Origin of the sequence: Pantoea rwandensis, assembly GCF_002095475.1 — a bacterium.
Taxonomy (GTDB): Bacteria; Pseudomonadota; Gammaproteobacteria; order Enterobacterales; family Enterobacteriaceae; genus Pantoea; species Pantoea rwandensis.
Window position 1 is genome coordinate 45,985 of sequence record NZ_MLFR01000021.1, and the last position, 20,535, is coordinate 66,519.

At 54.4% G+C, this 20,535-nt stretch carries 15 protein-coding genes; 8 read left to right on the forward strand and 7 right to left on the reverse strand.

Features of this window, described 5'->3' with window-relative positions; genetic code table 11:
• The first annotated feature begins 364 nt into the window (after window positions 1-364).
• Entirely contained in the window at window positions 365-1,570 is a 1,206-nt protein-coding gene (locus tag HA51_RS18240) for an MFS transporter (protein WP_084936011.1), read from the forward strand.
• On the opposite strand, the gene ppk2 is transcribed toward HA51_RS18240, so the two are convergent.
• Window positions 1,567-2,487 (reverse strand): polyphosphate kinase 2, encoded by a 921-nt coding sequence (ppk2, locus tag HA51_RS18245; RefSeq protein ID WP_084936012.1) that lies wholly within the window; start codon window positions 2,485-2,487, stop codon window positions 1,567-1,569. The two genes, HA51_RS18240 and ppk2, sit on opposite strands and share 4 nt — an antisense overlap.
• Window positions 2,488-2,499: 12 nt before the next feature.
• On the reverse strand, window positions 2,500-4,116 hold the full coding sequence (locus tag HA51_RS18250) for an inorganic phosphate transporter (RefSeq protein WP_084936013.1): 1,617 nt from the start codon (window positions 4,114-4,116) through the stop codon (window positions 2,500-2,502).
• 165 nt (window positions 4,117-4,281) lie between these two features.
• Here HA51_RS18250 and HA51_RS18255 point away from each other — a divergent pair, with 165 nt between their 5' ends.
• Entirely contained in the window at window positions 4,282-5,307 is a 1,026-nt protein-coding gene (locus tag HA51_RS18255) for a transporter (RefSeq protein WP_084936014.1), read from the forward strand.
• Window positions 5,308-5,573: 266 nt separating this feature from the next.
• On the opposite strand, the gene HA51_RS18260 is transcribed toward HA51_RS18255, so the two are convergent.
• Together HA51_RS18260 and HA51_RS18265 are read right to left on the reverse strand one after the other, a co-directional pair.
• Window positions 5,574-6,656: a L,D-transpeptidase family protein gene (locus HA51_RS18260; protein ID WP_084936015.1), complete on the reverse strand. Its 1,083-nt coding sequence runs from the start codon at window positions 6,654-6,656 to the stop codon at window positions 5,574-5,576.
• A 198-nt stretch (window positions 6,657-6,854) separates the two neighbouring features.
• On the reverse strand, window positions 6,855-8,669 hold the full coding sequence (locus tag HA51_RS18265) for a glycoside hydrolase family 15 protein (protein ID WP_084936016.1): 1,815 nt from the start codon (window positions 8,667-8,669) through the stop codon (window positions 6,855-6,857).
• Between the two features lie 118 nt (window positions 8,670-8,787).
• Between HA51_RS18265 and HA51_RS18270 the strand changes: the two genes are divergently transcribed.
• Complete coding sequence (locus HA51_RS18270) at window positions 8,788-9,567, forward strand: SDR family oxidoreductase (protein ID WP_084936017.1); 780 nt, start codon at window positions 8,788-8,790, stop codon at window positions 9,565-9,567.
• Here HA51_RS18270 and HA51_RS18275 read toward each other — a convergent pair.
• The gene (locus tag HA51_RS18275; RefSeq protein WP_084936018.1) at window positions 9,564-10,139 is read right to left on the reverse strand and encodes a DedA family protein; all 576 of its coding nucleotides are present in this window, start codon (window positions 10,137-10,139) and stop codon (window positions 9,564-9,566) included. The two genes, HA51_RS18270 and HA51_RS18275, sit on opposite strands and share 4 nt — an antisense overlap.
• Window positions 10,140-10,307: 168 nt before the next feature.
• Here HA51_RS18275 and HA51_RS18280 point away from each other — a divergent pair, with 168 nt between their 5' ends.
• The 3 genes from HA51_RS18280 to HA51_RS18290 all read left to right on the forward strand — a co-directional run bounded on the left by HA51_RS18280 (window position 10,308) and on the right by HA51_RS18290 (window position 14,797).
• A complete protein-coding gene (locus tag HA51_RS18280; protein WP_084936019.1) occupies window positions 10,308-10,895 on the forward strand; it encodes a Yip1 family protein in 588 nt (195 codons plus the stop codon).
• A 190-nt stretch (window positions 10,896-11,085) separates the two neighbouring features.
• Window positions 11,086-12,015, forward strand: coding sequence for a D-alanyl-D-alanine endopeptidase (gene pbpG / locus HA51_RS18285; protein ID WP_084936057.1), 930 nt, complete (start codon window positions 11,086-11,088; stop codon window positions 12,013-12,015).
• A gap of 337 nt (window positions 12,016-12,352) precedes the next feature.
• Complete coding sequence (locus tag HA51_RS18290) at window positions 12,353-14,797, forward strand: DUF3772 domain-containing protein (RefSeq protein ID WP_084936020.1); 2,445 nt, start codon at window positions 12,353-12,355, stop codon at window positions 14,795-14,797.
• A gap of 91 nt (window positions 14,798-14,888) precedes the next feature.
• Here HA51_RS18290 and dld read toward each other — a convergent pair whose 3' ends face one another.
• Window positions 14,889-16,598: a D-lactate dehydrogenase gene (dld, locus tag HA51_RS18295; protein ID WP_084936021.1), complete on the reverse strand. Its 1,710-nt coding sequence runs from the start codon at window positions 16,596-16,598 to the stop codon at window positions 14,889-14,891.
• A 155-nt stretch (window positions 16,599-16,753) separates the two neighbouring features.
• On the opposite strand from dld, the gene bglX reads away from it, so the two are divergent.
• Window positions 16,754-19,051 (forward strand): beta-glucosidase BglX, encoded by a 2,298-nt coding sequence (gene bglX, locus HA51_RS18300; protein WP_084936022.1) that lies wholly within the window; start codon window positions 16,754-16,756, stop codon window positions 19,049-19,051.
• Window positions 19,052-19,160: 109 nt separating this feature from the next.
• A complete protein-coding gene (locus HA51_RS18305) occupies window positions 19,161-20,039 on the forward strand; it encodes an oxygenase MpaB family protein (protein WP_084936023.1) in 879 nt (292 codons plus the stop codon).
• Here the strand turns inward: HA51_RS18305 and HA51_RS18310 are convergent.
• The gene (locus tag HA51_RS18310) at window positions 20,030-20,323 is read right to left on the reverse strand and encodes a hypothetical protein (RefSeq protein ID WP_084936024.1); all 294 of its coding nucleotides are present in this window, start codon (window positions 20,321-20,323) and stop codon (window positions 20,030-20,032) included. The two genes, HA51_RS18305 and HA51_RS18310, sit on opposite strands and share 10 nt — an antisense overlap.
• Window positions 20,324-20,535 lie beyond the last annotated feature (212 nt).

Below are 20,535 nucleotides of genomic sequence, written 5' to 3' on the forward strand. Positions count from 1 at the left end.
AAAGCCAGAACACCGTAGAATCTATGTTTTAATGCAGGGCTAAAATATTAATCATAATAATGATTGAAAAGGCCGAGCGTTACTGATTGGTTTTATTGTGTATTTTTATCATTCGATTTTTTAATATTAGGAGGAGGTGAGTACTTTTTCAGATTTGTGAGGGTGATGGTTTAATATCGCTGAATTGAACATCGTTATTAAAGTGAATTTATGATGATTTTCAGTGAAGCTATATATCTATAACGCTATTTAATCTGTGATATACAGAATTATGCTATTACACAGTTCCCTGCAAAGTCAGGTTCAAGCTGAACGCTATTTGCGCTATAGTAGCGATTCACATTCATTTGTAATGCCATCACTTATGTCTGACGCCGCTGTACTGAGTCATGCTCAGTTAAATAAACGAATCATCTCCGTCATCGTCTTCACCTTTTTCTGCTACCTCTCGGTGGGATTGCCACTGGCAGTACTACCAGGATTTGTGCATAACCAACTCGGTTTTAGCTCGTTTATCGCAGGATTAATTATCAGCCTGCAATACTTTGCCACTTTGTTGAGCCGCCCGCATTCGGGCCGCCTCGCCGACCGCTACGGTCCAAAGCGCGTGGTAATGATGGGATTGGTATGCTGTGGTATGAGCGGCGTGCTATCCATCATCGCGGCGCTGTTCAGTGGAATACCGCTGTTAAGTCTGGCACTGCTGGCCGCAGGGCGCTTGTTTTTAGGCGTGGGTGAAAGCTTTAGCAGTACCGGTTCCACGCTGTGGGGCATGAATATCGTCGGGCCGTTACAGACCGCCCGGGTGATTTCGTGGAACGGCGTGGCAACGTATTTTGCCATGGCGATCGGCGCGCCGCTGGGCGTATTACTTAACCAGGTGTTTGGGATCAGCGGCTTTGCCGGTTTGGTGGCGCTGATGGGTATCGTCGGTTTTTATATGGCAAGCCGTAAAGCACCCGTTCGCGTCACTGCGGGTGTACGTATTCCGTTTCACCGTGTGGTCAGCCGCGTCTGGATGTTTGGTCTGGCGCTAGGTTTTGGCACCATCGGCTTTGGCGTGATCTCTACCTTCATTACCCTTTATTTTGCCAGTCGTGACTGGAGCGGGGCGGCGTTTGCGTTGACCTTGTTCAGCCTGGGTTTCGTCATAGTGCGACTGGCAGGTGGCCGCTATATCACCCGGTTCGGCGGGATAAAAGTGTCGCTGGTATCCTTTGTGCTTGAGTGCGCGGGCTTGTTACTGATCTGGCAGGCTGACAGCAGTTGGCTGGTGGATATCGGTGCGTTCCTCACCGGTGGCGGCTTCTCTCTGGTGTTCCCTGCATTGGGTGTAGAAGCGGTTAAGCGTGTACAGCAGCAGGATCAAGGCTCAGCCCTTGGGACATACTCAGCATTTCTTGATTTAGGATTGGGATTAACCGGTCCGGTGGCGGGGTTGTTGATTGGTCACTGGGGCATGCAGTCAGTGTATCTTGCGGCGGCCCTGATGGTGCTGGGGGCATTTGTGATCACTTTGCGCTTGCAACAGCAGCACGGCCGACAGGCAGCCGTGCGAACTGTTCATTAATACTTCTCTGGCACCACCATGTTTTCTGGCACTGGCGCGCGGCGATAATCTTCATGACGTTCGCGCGTCGGTAACATGATCGACTTCGATTCACTCTCTTCGTATGGCACCTGTTGCAACAGATGGCTGATGCAGTTCAGACGTGCGCGCTTCTTATCCACACCTTGCACCACCCACCACGGCGCCTCAGGGATGTGGGTGCGCTCCAGCATCTCTTCTTTCGCTTCGGTGTAATCTTCCCAGCGACGACGGCTTTCAAGGTCCATCGGACTCAGTTTCCACTGTTTCAATGGATCATGAATACGGCTGAGGAAGCGAAGTTCCTGCTCTTCGTCGGTGATTGAGAACCAGTATTTGACGATCTGAATACCACTGCGCGTCAGCATCTTTTCGAATTCAGGCACGCTGCGGTAAAACTCTTCCACTTCGGCTTCGTTACAGAAGCCCATGACGCGCTCAACGCCAGCACGGTTATACCAGCTGCGGTCAAACATCACGATCTCACCCGCAGCAGGCAGATGCGCGATGTAGCGCTGGAAATACCACTGCGTTTTCTCACGATCGTTTGGCGCGGGCAGGGCAGCGACACGGCAGGTGCGCGGGTTCAGGCGTTGGGTGATTCGTTTGATCACGCCACCTTTACCGGCTGCGTCACGGCCTTCAAACAGAATCACGATGCGGTGACCGGTGCGCATTACCCAATCCTGCATCTTCACCAGCTCGCCCTGCAGATGCAACAGCTCGCGGAAATAGTGACGGCGGAAGGCTTTATCACCTTCTTCCTGAGGTTCACCGTTATCCTTGAAGCGCAGATCATCCAACTCCATTTCCAGCTCTTCGTCGTAGCTGTCATAAAACTCCTGCAGCAGCCGTGCATTAAACGTCTCGCTGCGGAAGCTATTGTCGTGTATCGCCATGACTTTTCCCCGTTACAGATGAATAAACAGAGCGTAAAGCAGCCCTGAAAGTAAGACTGAGACCGGCAGCGTCAGCACCCACGCTAAGGCGAGGTTACGGATAGTAGAGAGCTGCAGGCCAGATTTATTGGCTGCCATAGAACCGGCAACGCCTGATGAGAGGACGTGCGTGGTGGAGACCGGTAAACCGAAGACGTCAGCGGCGCCGATGGTTGCCATCGCCACTAATTCAGCACTGGCACCTTGCGCGTAAGTCAGATGCGTTTTGCCGATGCGTTCACCCACGGTAACCACAATACGGCGCCAGCCCACCATGGTGCCGAGACCCAGGGCAATCGCCACCACCACTTTCACCCACATCGGAATAAAGCGTGTTGCCGCATCCAGCTCTTTTTTCACCGCGGTCAGATTGCTGGCAATCTCTTCCGGCAGCGCCACTTTGGCCGACTGTAAGTGTTTGATGGTTTCTGAAGCGAGATACATGTCGTTACGGGTGTTGGTTACGGCTTGAGCGGGAATATTCTCTACCGCGCCATAGCGGCGAATCTGATCGCCGATATCACCCAGCATCATGCCCAGCGCTGGCAGTACCTGCGGTCGGTTCTGGCTGGTACGCACGAATTCTGTCAACACTTCACGCGGTGCTGGCATTGCGGCGGGAGCGGGTTGCAACGTCAACAATTGCTGCTCAGTCACCTGGGTTAACGCCGCCACGCGTGGGATTTGGTCCGGCGGCAGAGAGCGGTTGAGTGCGTAAGCAATCGGCATGGTGCCGACCAGAATCAGCATAATTAAGCCCATGCCTTTTTGGCCGTCGTTTGAGCCATGTGCAAAAGAGACGCCAGTACAGGTCAGGATCAGCAGGCCACGAATCCACGGTGGTGGGGGCTGGTTGCCTTTCGGTGCTTCATACAGCTGACGGTTGCGAATAAGGGCTTTCATCGCCAGCAGCAGCAGAGCGGCACAGATAAAGCCCACCACCGGTGACAATAACAGGGCGTAACCCACTTTAATCGCCTGGTCCCAATCTACACCGCTGGTGCCGCTACGACCGTGCAGCAAGGCGTTTGCCACACCTACACCGATGATTGAGCCAATCAGCGTATGCGAGGAAGAAGCCGGCAGTCCGAAATACCAGGTGCCGAGGTTCCAGATGATCGCGGAGAACAGCAGGGCATAGACCATGGCAAAACCGTTGCCGCTGCCTGCTTGCAGAATCAGTTCCACCGGCAGCAGCGAAATAATGCCAAACGCCACCACGCCGCTGGAGAGCAACACGCCGAGGAAGTTACAGAAGCCAGACCACACCACGGCCACACCCGGTGACAGTGAGTGGGTATAAATCACGGTAGCCACCGCGTTGGCGGTATCGTGGAAACCGTTAACAAACTCAAAGCCAAGTGCAATGACCAGCGCCACGCCGAGTAGCAGGAATGGGGTATAGCTGGTGACCGGTGCGCCGGTGTCTTGAACGTCATTGAAGAGGTTGATGGCGGTAAACAACAGACCGCCACACAACAGCACCAAAAAAATGATGCGTGAGATTTTTCCATTGCCTTGGTTAAGATTCGGACGTCCGCTAGGGGACGATGATGTAGATGTTGATGCAGGTAAACTGTTTTCAGCCATAACACACCCCGGTGTGGATTGACGATGCTCGAATGGCATCCGTTACCCACAGTGTGATACGGAGTTTGTATGACAGAATGATGATGGCGATCACGCTTTGTCATCGTGCTGTAACACGCCTGTCGCAGGCTGTGGATCTGACCGCTTCGGGATCATCACGCTAACATGTTACAGCCCGTCTTGCCGTTTGCCTCCCTGCCTGACTTCAATAACGAAGTCGCCGGACTTATTCATGGTTACTTGTTCACACCGGAAGCCACCCCACAGCGGTTAAACGCGCGTGAAGCTTCCCAGCTGGCGAAACAAGACCTGCCCGAGTCATACTTTCTTTGGCTACACATCAACCTCAATCACGCCCGTGCAGAACGCTGGGTTCAGGACCACTTTAGTGTAGATAATGATTTTTTCGACGAGATTCATTCTGCCTCACCGCGCACCCGCTTAGCCCATCAAAACGATGCACTGTTAGCGGTGCTGAATGATGTGAGTTTCAGTAAAGAAGAACGCAGCACCCAAAATGCCACGTTGTGGATATGGTGCTGTGCGCATGTCATCGTCACTGCACGCTATCGGCCGGTGGGCATGATCGAACGTATGCATCAGCAGATTGACCATCTCACTTTCGCAGAGCCTGACGCCATGCTGCTATGGCTGCTGGGTGAGCAGGAAGCGCAGCTGGAGCAAGTGGTGCGTCGCTCCAGTCAGGCGGTGGATGCGATTGAGGAGCGGCTGCTCAGTGCGGCGATAAAAACCAACCGCAGAGAGCTGGGCCATCTGCGGCGCATGTTGTTGCGCGTGCAGCGGTTGCTGGCACCTGAGCCCGCAGCCCTGTTCCGTTTGCTGAATCGCCCACCTAAGTGGCTAAAGCGCGAGCCACTGAGCGAACTGCGCATCTTTACCGAAGAATTTAGCGTGGCGCTCAGTGATCTAGCCGGGCTGATGGAGCGCATCCGACTGCTGCAAGAAGAGATCGCCGCCAGCCTGATGGAGCAGAGCAACCGCACACTGTTTTTACTGACGGTAATTACGGTACTGGCGCTGCCGATCAACATCGTGGCCGGTTTTTTCGGGATGAACGTGGGAGGAATTCCGCTGGCGAACAATCCGCACGGTTTCCTGCTGCTGGTGATAGTGGTGTTGGTATTTACGCTGGGGGCCGGTTGGCTGGCGCTTAAGCGGCGGCGGGAATAACCCTGTAGATGAGCCAATGAGTGCGTATTTAACCTGGTACGCATGAATGCGCCCCCTACGAAATCCGTACTGAACGTTGTAGGGTCGCCATTGATGACGTAATGCCGCTCACTTAAGGCAAGGAGTGCGTATTTAACCTGGTAAGCATAAATGCCCCCTACGAAAACCGCACCGAACGTTGTAGGGTCGCCATTGATGGCGACCGGGCAAAAAAAAGCCAGCCGCAATGGGCTGGCTTTTTTACTGCATGGCTAACTAATTAGCGATTACAGGCTGTTGCCGGTCGCTGGTGCGGCCTGAGCAGCAGGCGCTGCATCAGTCTGCGGTGCAACTGCATTCGCGCCTTGCGGGGTCATCGGCTCTTCTTTCGGCGTTGCGTCAGAAGACTCCTGCACCGGTACCGGCGCTGGCATCACTTCACCCTGCGGACCGTTGATCTTGGTTGGCATGCCGTTACGCGCCTGGATTGCGTTGTTCACCGCATCCTGGTTGGTGCTGGCATCAGCAATCACTTTGGTCACGGCAGCGGTCAGCGTAATCGGCACCACTTCACGCGAGTTGAACTGCTCTTCGGTCGTCGACAGTGGATTGTGCACTTCAACATAACGAGAACCGTCTGGCTCAACGGTGGCTTTCACCGGCTGATCAATGAACTGCACGCGCGTGCCGACTGGCACGTTGTCGAACAGCCATTTGATATCATCCGCACGCAGACGCACACAGCCGTGGCTCACGCGCAGGCCGATACCGAAGTTGGCGTTGGTGCCGTGAACCGCATACAGACGACCGATGTACAGCGCATACAGGCCCATTGGGTTGTCTGGACCAGCAGGGAACACTGCCGGAATGGTTTCACCGCGCGCAGCATAATCCGCGTGCATGCCTTTGGTCGGCGTCCAGGTTGGACCGGCTTTTTTACGCTGAACCGTGGTGGTCCAGTTAACCGGCGTGTCTTTACCTAACTCGCCGATACCAATTGGCAGCACGACCACGGTCTTGGTGCCTTTCGGGTAGTAGTAAAGACGCATTTCCGCACTGTTGATCACGATGCCGTCACGCGGTGCGTCAGGCAGAATCAGCTGCTGTGGGATCACCATCTTGGTGCCTGCTTTTGGCAGATACACGTCAACGCCCGGATTGGCTTCCAGCATGTTGCTGAGGCCCATCTGGTACTGTGCAGCGAAGGCTTCCAAAGGAAGTCGGCTGTCATCAGGTACGGTGATTTCAAGGTTTTCGCCGATCAAACGGCTGTTAGCCGCTGGCAGCGGATACACTACTGCGAATGCCGACTGGCTGAAAGCCGCCAGTACCAAGGCGAGTGAAGCGAACGCGCGAATGCTCATTTTCATGTTTTTCAAGTCGTTATGGCCATTTTTCAGGCTTGTCAGTGTGTCGAATCCATCTCGGTCAGCATGACCGGCTGCGCATTATATGTTCATAGGCGTCAGGATGGGAATCATGATTTTCACTAGCTGATGATACTTTACCCAATTAGCACGATTTACCCGACCCATCTCGTTATGATACCGCCCAAAATGTGAATTTTCTTAAGGTTGCCACAGCGTCACTTCGTTGCTCAATTTACGATTGAGGAAAAAAGCGGCACTGATTAATGCCAGATGTGACAACGCCTGCGGCATATTACCTAACGCTTCACCATGAGTGGTAAATTCCTCGGCATACAATCCCAATGGGTTGGCATAACTCAATAGCTTTTCAAACTCAAAATGCGCCTCATGCACGCGCCCGGCTCGTGCCAGACACTCCACATACCAGAAGGAACAGGCGGCAAACGAACCTTCTCCTCCGGTTAACGCATCGGCAGGCGTTTCGCTAATGTTATAGCGGCGCACTAAACCATCGCTCACCAAGTGGGTTTTGATCGCATCCAGCGTGGCAATCCAGTCGGGATCGGTTGAGCTAACAAAGCGCACCAGCGGCATCAACAGCATTGAAGCATCGAGGTATTTACCGCCGCGCGTGGCGGTAAAGTGGCCCAGTTCCGGGTTCCAAAAGTTTTGCCAAATATCCTCGCGGATTTCACTGCGCACGCGGTCCCAGCGCTCATAAGGCATCGGCAATGAACGTTTCAGGCCAAGGCGCAGGGCGCGGTCCAGCGCCACCCAGCACATCAGGCGTGAGTGCAGGAAGTGTTCTGGCTCGCCGCGCATCTCCCAAATGCCCGCATCAGGTTGATTCCAGTTAGCGCAGACGTAGTCAATCATGTTGGAAACGTGTCGCCAGCCGCGCTCAGAAATGGCTTCACCGTATTTGTTGGCCAGATAAACCGCGTCCATCAACTCGCCATAAATATCGAGCTGAGTTTGTCGCCACGCATCGTTGCCGATACGCACCGGACGCGAATTGGCATAGCCAGAGAGATTGAGCAGCTCGGTTTCATGCAATTCTGTACCACTGTCCAGACGATACATCACTTGTAAATGGGGCGTGTCGTCATGGCTGTGCTCAACGCAGCGGCCCACCCAATGCGTAAAATCGCGGGCCTCTTCCACATAGCCCAGGCGCATCAGCGCATACATACTGAACGAGGCATCACGGATCCACGATGCGCGATAATCCCAGTTGCGTTCGCCACCCAGCTCTTCCGGCAAACCAAAAGTGGCCGCGGCGGCAATCGAACCGTGCTGTTTTGAGGTCAAGAGTTTGAGTGCCAGAGCGGATCGCGTCACCATTTCCTGCCAGCGGCCGCGATAGGTGCTGTGGCTACTCCAGTGACGCCAGTATTGCAGCGTGTCGCTAAAGCATTGCTCGGTGGCGATGTGGGCAACGAAGGGATCCTCATCGCTGCCAAAGACAAACTCAGCAGAGTCACCGGCTTTGAGGGAAAATTCAGCCACCGCACTGTGGTTTTCACGGGTCATCACCACCGTGGCGCTGAGTCGTAACGTCGGTTGTCCTTCGGCAATAAATGCGATGCCGCCGGGGCGCAATTCGGTGCTTGTTTCGGCACGCGCATAGTCATGGCGCGGGGCGCACAGCAGGTGAAAAGTTGCGGAGCCGCGCACCATTTTTACCCGACGCACCAGGCGTGGCACCTTATTGGGTTGATCGCAGATGGGCATGTAGTCGGTGATTTCCGCTACCCCCGCATCACCCAGCCAGCGAGTTTGTAAAATGTTGGTATCGGGCAGATACAGCTGCTGCTGGCGGGCGTTTTTCCAGTCGGGTGCGAGTGAAAACAGGCCTGCCTCGTCACCGTCGAGCAGGGCGGCAAACACGGAGGGGCTATCGAGCTCAGGCCAGCAGAGATAATCAATGGTGCCGTCGTTAGCAATCAGGGCACAAGTACGTAAATCACCGATTACGCCATGGTCATCTATTCTGCGTTTAATTTTGCTCATCCTGCCTCCTTGACTGCATCTGATTGTTAACTATAGACGAAAAGGTTTTTTCGGCTGGCGCGAGGCACAGAACGATAACTTCTATACTGTGAGGACACCCTTAACGCAGGAGAATGTTATGGCACTCGGAAAACAGAAAGTGGCTGTCGTGACCGCATCGGATTCCGGCATTGGTCGCGCTTGTGCACTGATGCTGGCGGAAGCAGGTTACACCCTCGGCATTACCTGGCGCTCAGACGAAGAGGGCGCGCAGGAAACGGCGCGGCTCGTGGAGAGCAAAGGTCAAACGGCACAAGTTCGCCAACTGGACCTGTCCGATCCTGAAGCCGGGGGCAAACAGCTGGCGCAATTGATTAATTCGTTGGGGCGTATCGACGTCCTGGTCAACAACGCGGGCGTGATGCTCAAAGCCGATTTCCTCGACGTTACCTTTGAGGATTGGCGTAAGACGTTCAGCGTGGATGTGGATGGTTCCTTTATTTGTGGGCAAATAGCGGCACGCCATATGGTCGATCAGGGCGATGGCGGGCGCATCATCAACATTACCTCGGTGCATGAGCATACGCCGCTGCCGGATGCCACCGCGTATACGGCGGCGAAACATGCGCTGGGTGGCTTAACCAAATCGATGGCGCTTAGCTTGCTACCGCATAACATTCTGGTGAATGCGGTGGCGCCAGGCGCCATCGCGACGGCCATGAACCATTTAACCAACGACCAGGCGCGCAGCACGCGTATGCCGGAAATCCCGATTGGCCGTCCTGGCGATACGCGTGAAGTGGCGAGTTTAGTGGCGTGGCTCTGTTCGGAATGGGCGACCTACACCACGGGGCAATCCTTTATTGTGGATGGCGGCTTTATGCTCGCTAATCCACAGTTTAAAGGCTACCACCACTAGCCCGCGCGGCGGTGGTTCCAGCGGCGAATGACGTAACGCAGCACGATGCCGAACACAATCGCCGCCACTAACCACAGCAGATGTTTTAGATGCTGATCCAGTTTATGCAGCCACGGCGTAATGATTTCCCCGGCAAAATAGCCCAGGGTGACAAATATCACTGACCAAAGCGCAGCGCCGATCACATTGAGCACAAAGAAACGCAGCGGTTTCAAACGACTGGTGCCAATGATAATGGGCCCGACGATACGAAAGCCGTACATAAAGCGCACGCCAATCACGAACAGGCTGGGGCGCTTTTGAATCAGATGGTTGGCTTTACGTATGGTGTCCTGATGTTTACGAAAACGGCGCAGAATACGCGTACCGTAACGACGGCCGAGCCAGAACAGTAGCTGGTCGCCAATAATCCCGCCAATCATGGCGGCCAGCACTACGCCGCCGAAATGCAGCAAGCCTTCATGCGCCGCGACACCGCCCAGTAAAGTGAAGGTTTCCCCTTCGGCAATACAGCCAATCAGCAGGGCCAGATAGCCGTACTGCGTAATTAATCCATTGATATCGATGTGCAAATTTTCCTCCCTGTGGCGAGTGGCTCAGCTAACAGTTTATACGCCAACGGCTTTTTTTGTGCCGCTGTCCGCAAAAACAGCAGCGCCGATTATACTTGAAGGGAAGCTGCCTGAGTGAGCCAGCCTGATCGCTGAAGTGGCAGCCCGTCGCATCAGAGGAGTGATTTTATGAATCATGTCTGGGGTCTACTGGCGCATCCAAACCAGGAAATGCGCGATATCAAGCAAGAGAACGAGAGCGTTTCGCACCACTACACCCACCATGTTTTGATGATGGCCGCGATCCCAGTGATCTGCGCGTTTATCGGTACAACACAACTGGGCTGGAATCTGGGCGAAGGGCAGTTTGTTCAACTCAACCTGCTGACCGGCATCGGTCTTGGCATCCTGTTTTATCTGATTATCTTAGGCGGCGTGGCGGTGATGGGCCGTGTCATTCACTGGATGGCGCGTGATTATCCACAACGGCCAAGCGTTGCGCGTTGTACGGTATTCGCCGGTTATGTGGCAACGCCGCTGTTTATCAGTGGCTTAGTTGCACTCTATCCGCTGGTGTGGCTGTGTGTATTAGCAGGCGCTGCGGCGTTGCTTTACACCGGCTATTTACTCTACGTCGGCATACCGGTGTTCCTTAATATCGATCGCCAAGAGAGCTTGCGTTTTTCTGGATCAACCTTAGCGATTGGTGTTCTGGTGTTTGAGGTGCTGCTGGCGTTAACGGTGGTGCTGTGGGGGTATGGACCGCGTCTTTTTTAGGATGGAATAAAACAGCAAACGGGAGGCCTTTTGGCCTCCCTGTTTTTTAACGCCCGGAAACAATCTACCTAAGAAATTTCGTAGGGAAATGGGTATGATGCTGCTGCCAGCCCGCATCCCGTCTGGTTTGATGCGCGCGGCCTGTGTGATTCACACAGCGCAAAACTCCTCACCGGATTTTTTTGACACGATGTCTGTAAAAATGCGTATTTCTTTGCTGTCGCTGGCGCTGTTTGTCGCTGCGCCGGCTGTTACAACACCGGCACTGGCCGCGCCTGCTGCGCTGTCTAATTTGGCGCCGATTGCTCAACCGCAAATCGCCTCCGGTAGTGCCATGATTGTCGATCTCGAAACCAACAAAGTGCTGTTCTCTAGCCATCCCGATCGCGTGCGTCCGATTGCGTCACTGACCAAGCTGATGACCGCCATGGTGGTGCTGGATGCCAAGCTGCCAATGGATGAGATGCTGTCTGTGGACACTAGCCACACACCTGAAATGCGTGGCGTGTTTTCTCGCGTCAAATTGAACAGTGAAATCAGTCGCCGCAATATGCTGTTGCTGGCGCTGATGTCGTCGGAAAACCGTGCTGCAGCCAGCCTGGCGCATCACTATCCAGGTGGTTATGATGCGTTTATCCGCGCGATGAACGCCAAAGCGCGCGCACTGGGCATGACGCATACCCACTATGTTGAACCGACCGGATTGTCGATTCAAAACGTCTCGAATGCGGAAGATCTGATCAAACTGGTTAAAGCCACGCGCCAGTATCCATTGATTGGTGAACTGAGTACCACCAAGGAAGACACCGCGGTATTTAAGCATCCTAACTATGCGTTGCCATTCCGTAACACCAACCATCTGGTTTACAACAATAACTGGCGTATTGCGTTAACCAAAACCGGTTATACCGATGAAGCGGGACACTGTTTGGTGATGCGTACGGTCATTAACAACCGTCCGGTGGCGTTGGTGGTGCTGGATGCCTTTGGCAAGTACACCCATTTTGCCGATGCCAACCGTCTGCGTGACTGGCTTGAAACCGGCAAAGCCGCCCCTGTGCCTGCCGCCGCGCTGGCGTATAAAAAACAGAAATCTTCGCAGACGGCGAATAACGAATAACCCGGCACCCACAGTGGGCTGTTGTCGTCGCCATTCATGGTGTAATGCTTGTTACTTAGGTGCGTTTCGGTCGCCATTAATGGCGACCCTACGTTGCTCCGTGCGGTTGTTGTAGGGTGCGCATTCATGCGTACCGGGTTAATTACGCACTGATTGGCTTAAGTGAGCGGCATCACGCCGTTTATGGCGACCTTTTTATAAGCAAAATCCCTTATCGTTAGCACCAATGATTTACCGCTTCATTCCTATAGTTTCCGCTTCGGCTACGCTCTACACTGGCCGCCATTCATGGTTAACTGGCAATTATCGGCTGTTCTTACGCTGGAATCTTACTCTTATGTCCAAGCTTCGTTCGCTCTTTACCCCACTATTACTGCTGCTGGTGCTGTTAAGCCCGGCACTGAGTTTCGCGGATGACAACACGGCCGCTGCGGCTCAGCAAGAGGACGCCGCACCGAAAGTGAATCCATCGGTCGAGCTGCCGAAAATGCAGAAAATCCTCGATAAGCTCAAAGGCCAAGTCTCTGGCGATACCAATGAAAGTCAGCTGAACCAGCTCAATGAGATGGCGCTGGAGTTATCCGGTAACGCGGAAACCCTTAGCCAGGCGCTGATCCCGCAGGGGCAGCAGCTGGATGCACAGTTGGCGGTGCTCGGTCCAGCGCCTAAACCGGACAGCGGCGTGAAAGAGACGCCGGAAGTGACGCGCAAACGTGCCTCGCTGGAGAGCCAGAAAAGCAAACTGGATGACCAAATCAAGCAGGCCGATGGCATCAAAAACGGCGCGCTGGTGCTCTCCTCCCAGATCGTCAACCTGCGTCGTGACCAGTTGAAAAGCCAGCTGGCGCTCAATTCTGGCAGTATCTTGGGGCCGCGTTTTTGGGCACCCATGGTCAGCCGTCAGGATTTGGACGGTGAGAAGATCAGCGATTTTATCGCTGAACTGCAGGACACGGCGGCACTCTCCTGGGAGCCGGGCTGGCGTTTTGGCACCATCGCTTGGTTGATTGCGGCGATGTTGGTGATGACCTTAGGTCGTCGCTACAGCGAAGAGTTTTTGGCTTGGGTTAGCATCAATAAATTGCCAGAAGGGCGTCTGCGTCGTAGTTTCCTCGCTGCGGCAATTGCCCTGACTACCTTGGCCGCCGTGGTGCTGACCTTTAACTTTATCTCGCTGGCCTTTACGCGTCGCGATGAAGTTTCCACTGACGTGCAAGATTTTGTTGAGCGCCTGGTGCAACTCAGCGTCTATTGCGGTTTGATCGCGGGGTTAGGTCGTGCTTTCCTGTCAACCCGCCGTCCAAGCTGGCGTTTGCCGAGCATATCTAATGAAGTGGCTCAAGCGCTGAAGCCATTCCCACCAATTACTGCTGCGCTGGTGTTTATTTTCCAAACCGCCGAATCCTTTAACTACAGCGTTGGCACCAGCCTGAATACCACCATTTTCGCCAACGGGTTGACCGCGTTGCTGATCGGGAGTACTGGGCTGGCGATTAGCATGCGCACTAACCGTGTGCGTCGTCGTATGGTGCAAGAGGGCAATGCGCCGGAAGCGAGGCCGACCATCGTCGGATTGGTGCAGCTTGCGCTGACGATTACGGCGCTGGCAATCCTGATTTCACTGATTATTGGCTATGTCACCCTGGCGCGCTTCCTGAGTTATGAAGTGATCTGGTGTGGCATTCTGTTTGGTTCGTTCTACTTCCTTAGCCACTTGGTGAATGACGGCTGTGAAAGCCTGTTCTCTACCAATAATGCCACCGGAAAACGCCTGCAAACTTCGTTAAATATCGACGAACGGCATTTGCAGCAGGCGGCAACCCTGCTCGGTGCCATCTGCAAAACCGTGCTGATCGGCTTTGTCGCCCTGGCGCTGCTTAACGGCACCTTTGCGTCATCTACGCCGATTGAACTGATTCAGAAGGTGATTGAGTTCTGGGGGGGCAAAGGCCTGGAGTCGTTGAACATTGTGCCGGCGCACATGGTCAATGCCATTCTTTGCCTGGTGGTGGGCATTTACGTGCTGCGTTCGGTGCGTCGCTGGCTGGATAAAGATTTCCTACCAAAAACCACCATGGACGTTGGCATGCGGGTGTCGCTGGTGACGCTGTTCAGCAATATTGGATATGTGTTGATCATCCTGCTGACACTGTCGATTATGGGCCTGCAATGGAACAAACTGGCATGGATCGTCAGCGCCTTGTCAGTGGGTATCGGTTTTGGCTTACAAGAGATTGTGAAGAACTTTATCTCCGGCCTGATTCTGTTGACAGAACGCCCAGTCAAAGTGGGAGACTTGGTGACCATCAGCGGTATCGAAGGGGATATTCGTCGCATCAATGTGCGTGCCACCGAAATTCAGCTCAGCGACAAATCCACGGTGATTGTGCCCAACTCACAGTTCATCTCGCAAAACGTACGTAACGCCACCATGGGCAATGCGCAAGGCGTGGTGACCATTTTGCTGACGTTCCCGTTGGATATCGATCCGGTGCGGGTGCGTGAAATTCTGCTGGAGGTTTACGAGGAGAACGAGCGCATTCTGGACACGCCGGAACCTTCGGTGTCATTCAAAGACCTCACCTCGGCAGGGATTGTATTGAGTGTGACGGGCAACGTGGCGGGGCAACGTCAGATTTCCAGCGCGAAGAGTGACTTGCTGTTCGATATTCTGACGCGTCTGCGCAAAGAGGGCATTATGCTGTCTACGCCGCAGACGATGATCATCGAACGCCGTGCAGTGCCTGCTGCGGCGCACGATGAAGGTGAGCCGTTACCCTAATTGCAGCCAACCGTAGCGGCGAGATTTACTGTGCATTTTGACGCAATCGCGTTGCAGAAAGACGCAGCCGCTACGGTAATTTCACTGAGTATCAGACTTTCACCGCCCAACCTTTCTGTTTGCTGGTTTTACCAATCCCTGGATTAAAGGTATTGGTCGGGTCCAACTGGCGGTAAAACGCCTGCAGCTGCGGTTTGGCCTGATACAGATGTCCAACATTGTGCTCGGCCGGGTACTCGGCCCCGCGCTCGCTCAGAATCGCCAGCATTTTCTCTTTTAATGCGTGGGCATCTACACCTTTCTTCACGATGTAATCCTGATGGAACACATGGCAGAAGAAGTGACCGTAGTAAAGACGATGGCTGATGTCTTGGTCAAACTCCGCCGGTAAGCGCTCGAACCACTCTTCATCGTTACGGCGTAGCGCAATATCCAGCGCCAGAATGTCTTCCACTTCATTCGCATGCACCGCGTGATAACGCACGGCGGCTCCGGCAGCGGCGAAGCGATGCAGGAAAGCATGTGCGCCTTCCTTGCCGTCGCAGGCAAAGAACTCACCGCCACCTTCACGGAAATACTCGTGCAGATACTCCTGTGCTTCTGCTACGCCGTCACCGGACATTTTCAACATCAGGTGATGCTCAAACTTATCGCGATACTGCTTCATGCGTTTTGGCAGATGCGCTGGCAGCCAACCGCTGACGCGTTGCAGTAGGCGATCGGTGAAGTGCGGTTTAACAAAACTCAGTTTGCCGAGCCAGGCATCCACGCGACCTTTCAGCGTGAAGAACTGCGGCATTTTGTCAGTGCCGAGTTTGTCGATCATCACAAAGGTGTCTTTGCCGTAAACCTCGGCGATATCGAAAATATCGCGATGCATGTACTCACCGGCCACTGGCAAATGGCTAAACTCGGCCAAAATATGGCGGCGCAAATCGCCCAGTACCGCCGGATCGTTGGTGCCGATATAAAAGACCTGCTGCTTCGGCTCGGTGGGGAAGGTATCAAGACGCACCGCAAACACCGCCAGCTTACCGGCACAGCCTGAGGCTTCGAACAGACGGCGTTCATCGGCGTTAAAACGCGCAGGGGTGTCGGCATGAATATCGCGCACGCGCTCTGCATATTCGTGATCCGAGGCGTGGCGCTCATCCCAGCGCACATCATGTTGCTGCCAGCGATCGTCATCAAGGCGACCCAGTATCTCTTCGGGTGAGTGACCGAGATCCATGCCCAGATGATTCACTAATTTGAGTTTGCCTTCGGCATCAATCTGCGCGTACAGCGCCATTTCGCTATAGGCTGGACCGCGTTTAATCAGCGACCCGCCAGAATTATTACAGATCCCGCCCATCACGGACGCCCCAATGCATGAGGAGCCAATCACTGAATGCGGCTCGCGGCCCAGCGGTTTCAGTGCTTTTTCCAGCTGATACAGGGTGCTACCGGGGAAGGCGAGAATCTGATTGCCGCCATCAATCAGCTGCAATTTATCGAGACGCAGGGTGCTGATGATCACCACCGGGCGATCGTAATCGTTGCCATTCGGCGTGGAGCCTTCGGTCAAACCGGTGTTAGCGGCCTGCATCAGAATCACCGCATCGGCTTGCACCAGCGCCTGCAGTACGCGCCACAGTTCCAACAGTGAACCAGGGAATACCACCGCCAGCGCATCGCCTTCACCAGAACGAAAGCCTTTGCGATAACGCGCGGTCTGCTCCGCCTCCGTTAACAGGTGCGAAGGCCCGACGAGGCGGCGTAGTTCAGCGAGCAGTGTAGGGTGTGAGGTGTTGTTATTCATGAACCTGTCCTTGTCGTTTACGTAGCGCTTCTACTGTAGCACGCGTCAATCGCATGGTCGCGGTGTGACATCAGTGGCTACCTGCTATCCTCATCTTATGGCACACTGCCCCGGTTATTTTTATATTGCGCAGTCACTTAAGAGAACCCGACCTGATGAAATGGATTTGCTCTGTTAGCCTCGCTGTCTCACTTGCCATGCAACCTGCCTTCGCAGATGACCTGTTTGGCCCCCATCCGATGACTGAACAGGCGCGCGACGCCTTTGTGAATCAACTGCTCGGCAAAATGACCCTCGATGAAAAAATTGGGCAGATGCGTTTGATCAGCGTGGGGCCGGATACGCCGAAAGAAGCGGTTCGCGACATGATTCAGCACGGTCAGGTCGGCGCCATTTTTAATACCGTCACGCGGCAAGATATCCGCGCGATGCAAGATCAGGTGATGCAACTCAGCCGCCTGAAAATTCCGCTGTTCTTTGCCTATGACGTGGTGCACGGGCAGCGCACGATTTTCCCGATCCCGCTCGGTTTAGCGGCCAGTTGGGATCTGGATGCGATTGGCGAAGTGGGGCGCATTTCAGCCTATGAAGCGGCCGATGACGGTCTGAACATGACGTGGGCACCGATGGTCGATGTGTCACGTGAGCCGCGTTGGGGACGCGTGTCTGAAGGGTTTGGTGAAGACACCTTCCTGACCTCGCAAATGGGCAGCGCCATGGTGAAATCGATGCAGGGCAAAAGCGCCGCCGATCGTTACTCGATCATGACCAGCGTGAAGCACTTTGCCGCTTATGGCGCAGTAGAAGGCGGACGTGATTACAACACCGTCGACATGAGCCCGCAGCGTCTGTTCCAGGATTATCTGCCGCCGTACAAAGCCTCTCTGGATGCCGGCAGCGGTGGCGTGATGGTCGCGCTCAACTCACTTAACGGCACACCTGCCACGGCCGATGGCTGGTTGCTGAAAGATCTGCTGCGCGGTGAGTGGAAATTTAAAGGCATCACCATCAGCGACCACGGCGCAATCAAAGAGCTGTTGAAACATGGCGTAGCCAGCGATCCGCAGGATGCAGTGCGCATTGCGCTGAAGTCCGGCATCGACATGAGCATGAGCGACGAGTACTACAGCAAATATCTGCCGGGCTTAGTGAAAAGCGGCGCGGTAAGCATGGCGGAAATCGACGATGCAGCGCGTCACGTGCTGAACGTCAAATACGATATGGGCTTGTTCAACGATCCCTACAGCCACTTAGGGCCGAAAGAGAGCGATCCGCAGGATACCAATGCCGAAAGCCGTCTGCATCGTGCTGAGGCACGTGATGTGGCGCGCAAAAGTATTGTGCTGCTGAAGAACTGGCATGAAACCTTGCCGCTGAAGAAAGAGGCGACCGTGGCCTTGGTCGGCCCATTAGCGGACAGCCAGCGCGATATTATGGGCAGCTGGTCAGCCGCGGGTGTGGCAAAACAGTCGATTCCGCTGTTGCAGGGGATGCGTAACGCGATGGCAGGTAAGGGCACGGTACTGTATGCCAAAGGTGCCAATATCACCGACAACAAAGGGATTCAGGATTTCCTCAACCTGTATGAGCAGGCGGTCAGTGTTGATAAACGTTCACCACAGGAATTGATCGATGAGGCCGTCGCTCAGGCGAAAAAAGCCGATGTGGTGGTGGCTGCCGTCGGCGAAGCGCAGGGCATGGCGCATGAGGCCTCCAGCCGCAGCGATTTGGTAATCCCACCTAGCCAGCAAAAACTGCTGGCGGCGCTGAAAGCAACCGGTAAGCCGTTGGTGATCGTGCTGATGAACGGTCGTCCGTTGACGGTGGTGAACGAAGACCGCATGGCGGATGCAATGGTTGAAACCTGGTTCAGCGGCACTGAAGGCGGCAACGCGATTGCCGATGTGCTGTTTGGCGACTACAACCCGTCGGGCAAATTGCCGATGTCCTTCCCGCGCTCCGTGGGCCAGCTGCCGATTTACTACAACCACTTGCCAACCGGTCGTCCGTACAACTTCGCCAAACCGAACAAGTACACCTCGCACTACTACGATGCGGTGAACGGCCCGCTTTATCCGTTTGGTTACGGCCTAAGCTACACCACCTTTACGGTCTCACCCGTGAAGATGTCCGCCAAAACCATGCCGCGCACTGGTACGGTGGAAGCCAGTGTCACCGTCACCAATACCAGCAAGCGTGATGGCGCAACGGTGGTGCAGATGTATCTCAACGATCCGGTGGCTAGCATTAGCCGTCCGGTGCAGGAGCTGCGTGGCTTCAAACGCATTATGCTGAAAGCCGGTGAGTCGCAGACCGTGAGCTTTAAGATCGATGTCGAAGCATTGAAGTTTTGGAACCAAAAAATGCAGCACGTGGCGGAGCCGGGCAAATTCAATGTGATGATTGGTCTGGATTCCGTGCGCACGCAAGACGGACAGTTTGATTACCTTTAAGCGTTAATTTTTGCACCTGATGTAGCGGCGCGATTTATCGCGCCGCACCCAATCGCAGTATATGATATGCCTCAGCGAATTTTGCCAACGGGCATAACCACAGATCACCATGAACCTCCGAAACCGCATCGAGCAGCAAGTCTTTCGCCTTAACGGCCTCTCTCTCAACGAATTCGATATCTCGCAACCTCCTGGCGATCCTGGCTTGTTTGGTCCCGATCACGTGATCTGGCGGGTGCACGGCGACTTTCCATCGATGCTGTGCGGTGGTATTAGCGCGCTGATGCTGCAAATGCTGCACCCGGCGGCGCTGGCGGGCGTGTGGGATCACTCTAATTTTCGGCAGGACATGATGGGCCGCCTGCGTCGAACAAGCCAGTTCATTGCCGTCACCACCTTCGGTAACACGGTAGATGCCAACATCCTGATTGAGCGTGTCAAACGCATTCATCTGCGCGTGACTGGCATCGACAATGCCGGGCAACCTTATGCCGCCAGCGATCCGCATCTGCTCACGTGGGTACACGTGGCCGAAACCAGCCGTTTCCTTGCCGCCCATTTACGCTACAAAAATCCGCAGCTCACGCTGGCTGAGCAGGACCGTTATTACGACGAAGCCGCGCTTATCGCCGAAGCGTTAGGTGCGGAAAAGGTGCCCAAAACGGTACAGGCGGTGGAAGATTATCTGCAGGCGATGCGCTCAGAACTGATCTGTGATGAACGAACGTTGGAAGTGATGCAGTTGCTGATCAACGCTCCTGCGCCAAGCTGGCAGGCCAAACCAGCAATGCGGGTGATGCTGAAAGCCGGGATGGGATTGCTACCGGATTGGGCGCAACAGCAAATTCAACAGCCGATTAGCCCGTTGACTCAGTGGCGCGTGGATAAAGAAATTGCGGTGATTGCAGGCTTACTGCGGTGGTCGATTCAACGCGGTGCTTATGCGCGCGCCATGAAACGCATGGGACGCGCTGCGCATTACAGATGAAGTTCATCCCGCTTTTTCGTGTAGGTCCGGGGTGTTCGCGCTTCTCGCTTCAGCGCGAGTTGGCGCAGTTGATAATCATGGAATAGCATGCCCAGACCTAATCCCAGCAGGGCCAGCGGAAGTAAACTGTAATAGATATCGAGCGGCAACAGTATTAACAGTGCCGCGCCAGCAAGAATAATCGTCAGTGCCGACATGACCCAGGTGTAGCGCATAAACAGCCACACCAAAATCGCGAAAATCACGATATCGCGTAGGTTAAAATCGAGGTTTTGCAGCACCATGCTGGGTTTGTCCGTGAGAGAGAATACGCTGACAATAACATGCGAAGCGGCAAAAGAATGGCGAATTAATTTGATGCTTGTCAGCGCATCATGCTGGCAATGATTAACACTCCTCACGTTTCAAATCAGCACTTTGAGAGTTTTACCCTTGTGTCACATGGTGCGAGTGTCGATCCTGCTCTATTCTCAGGGAAAATGGATCCCTCAAGGCT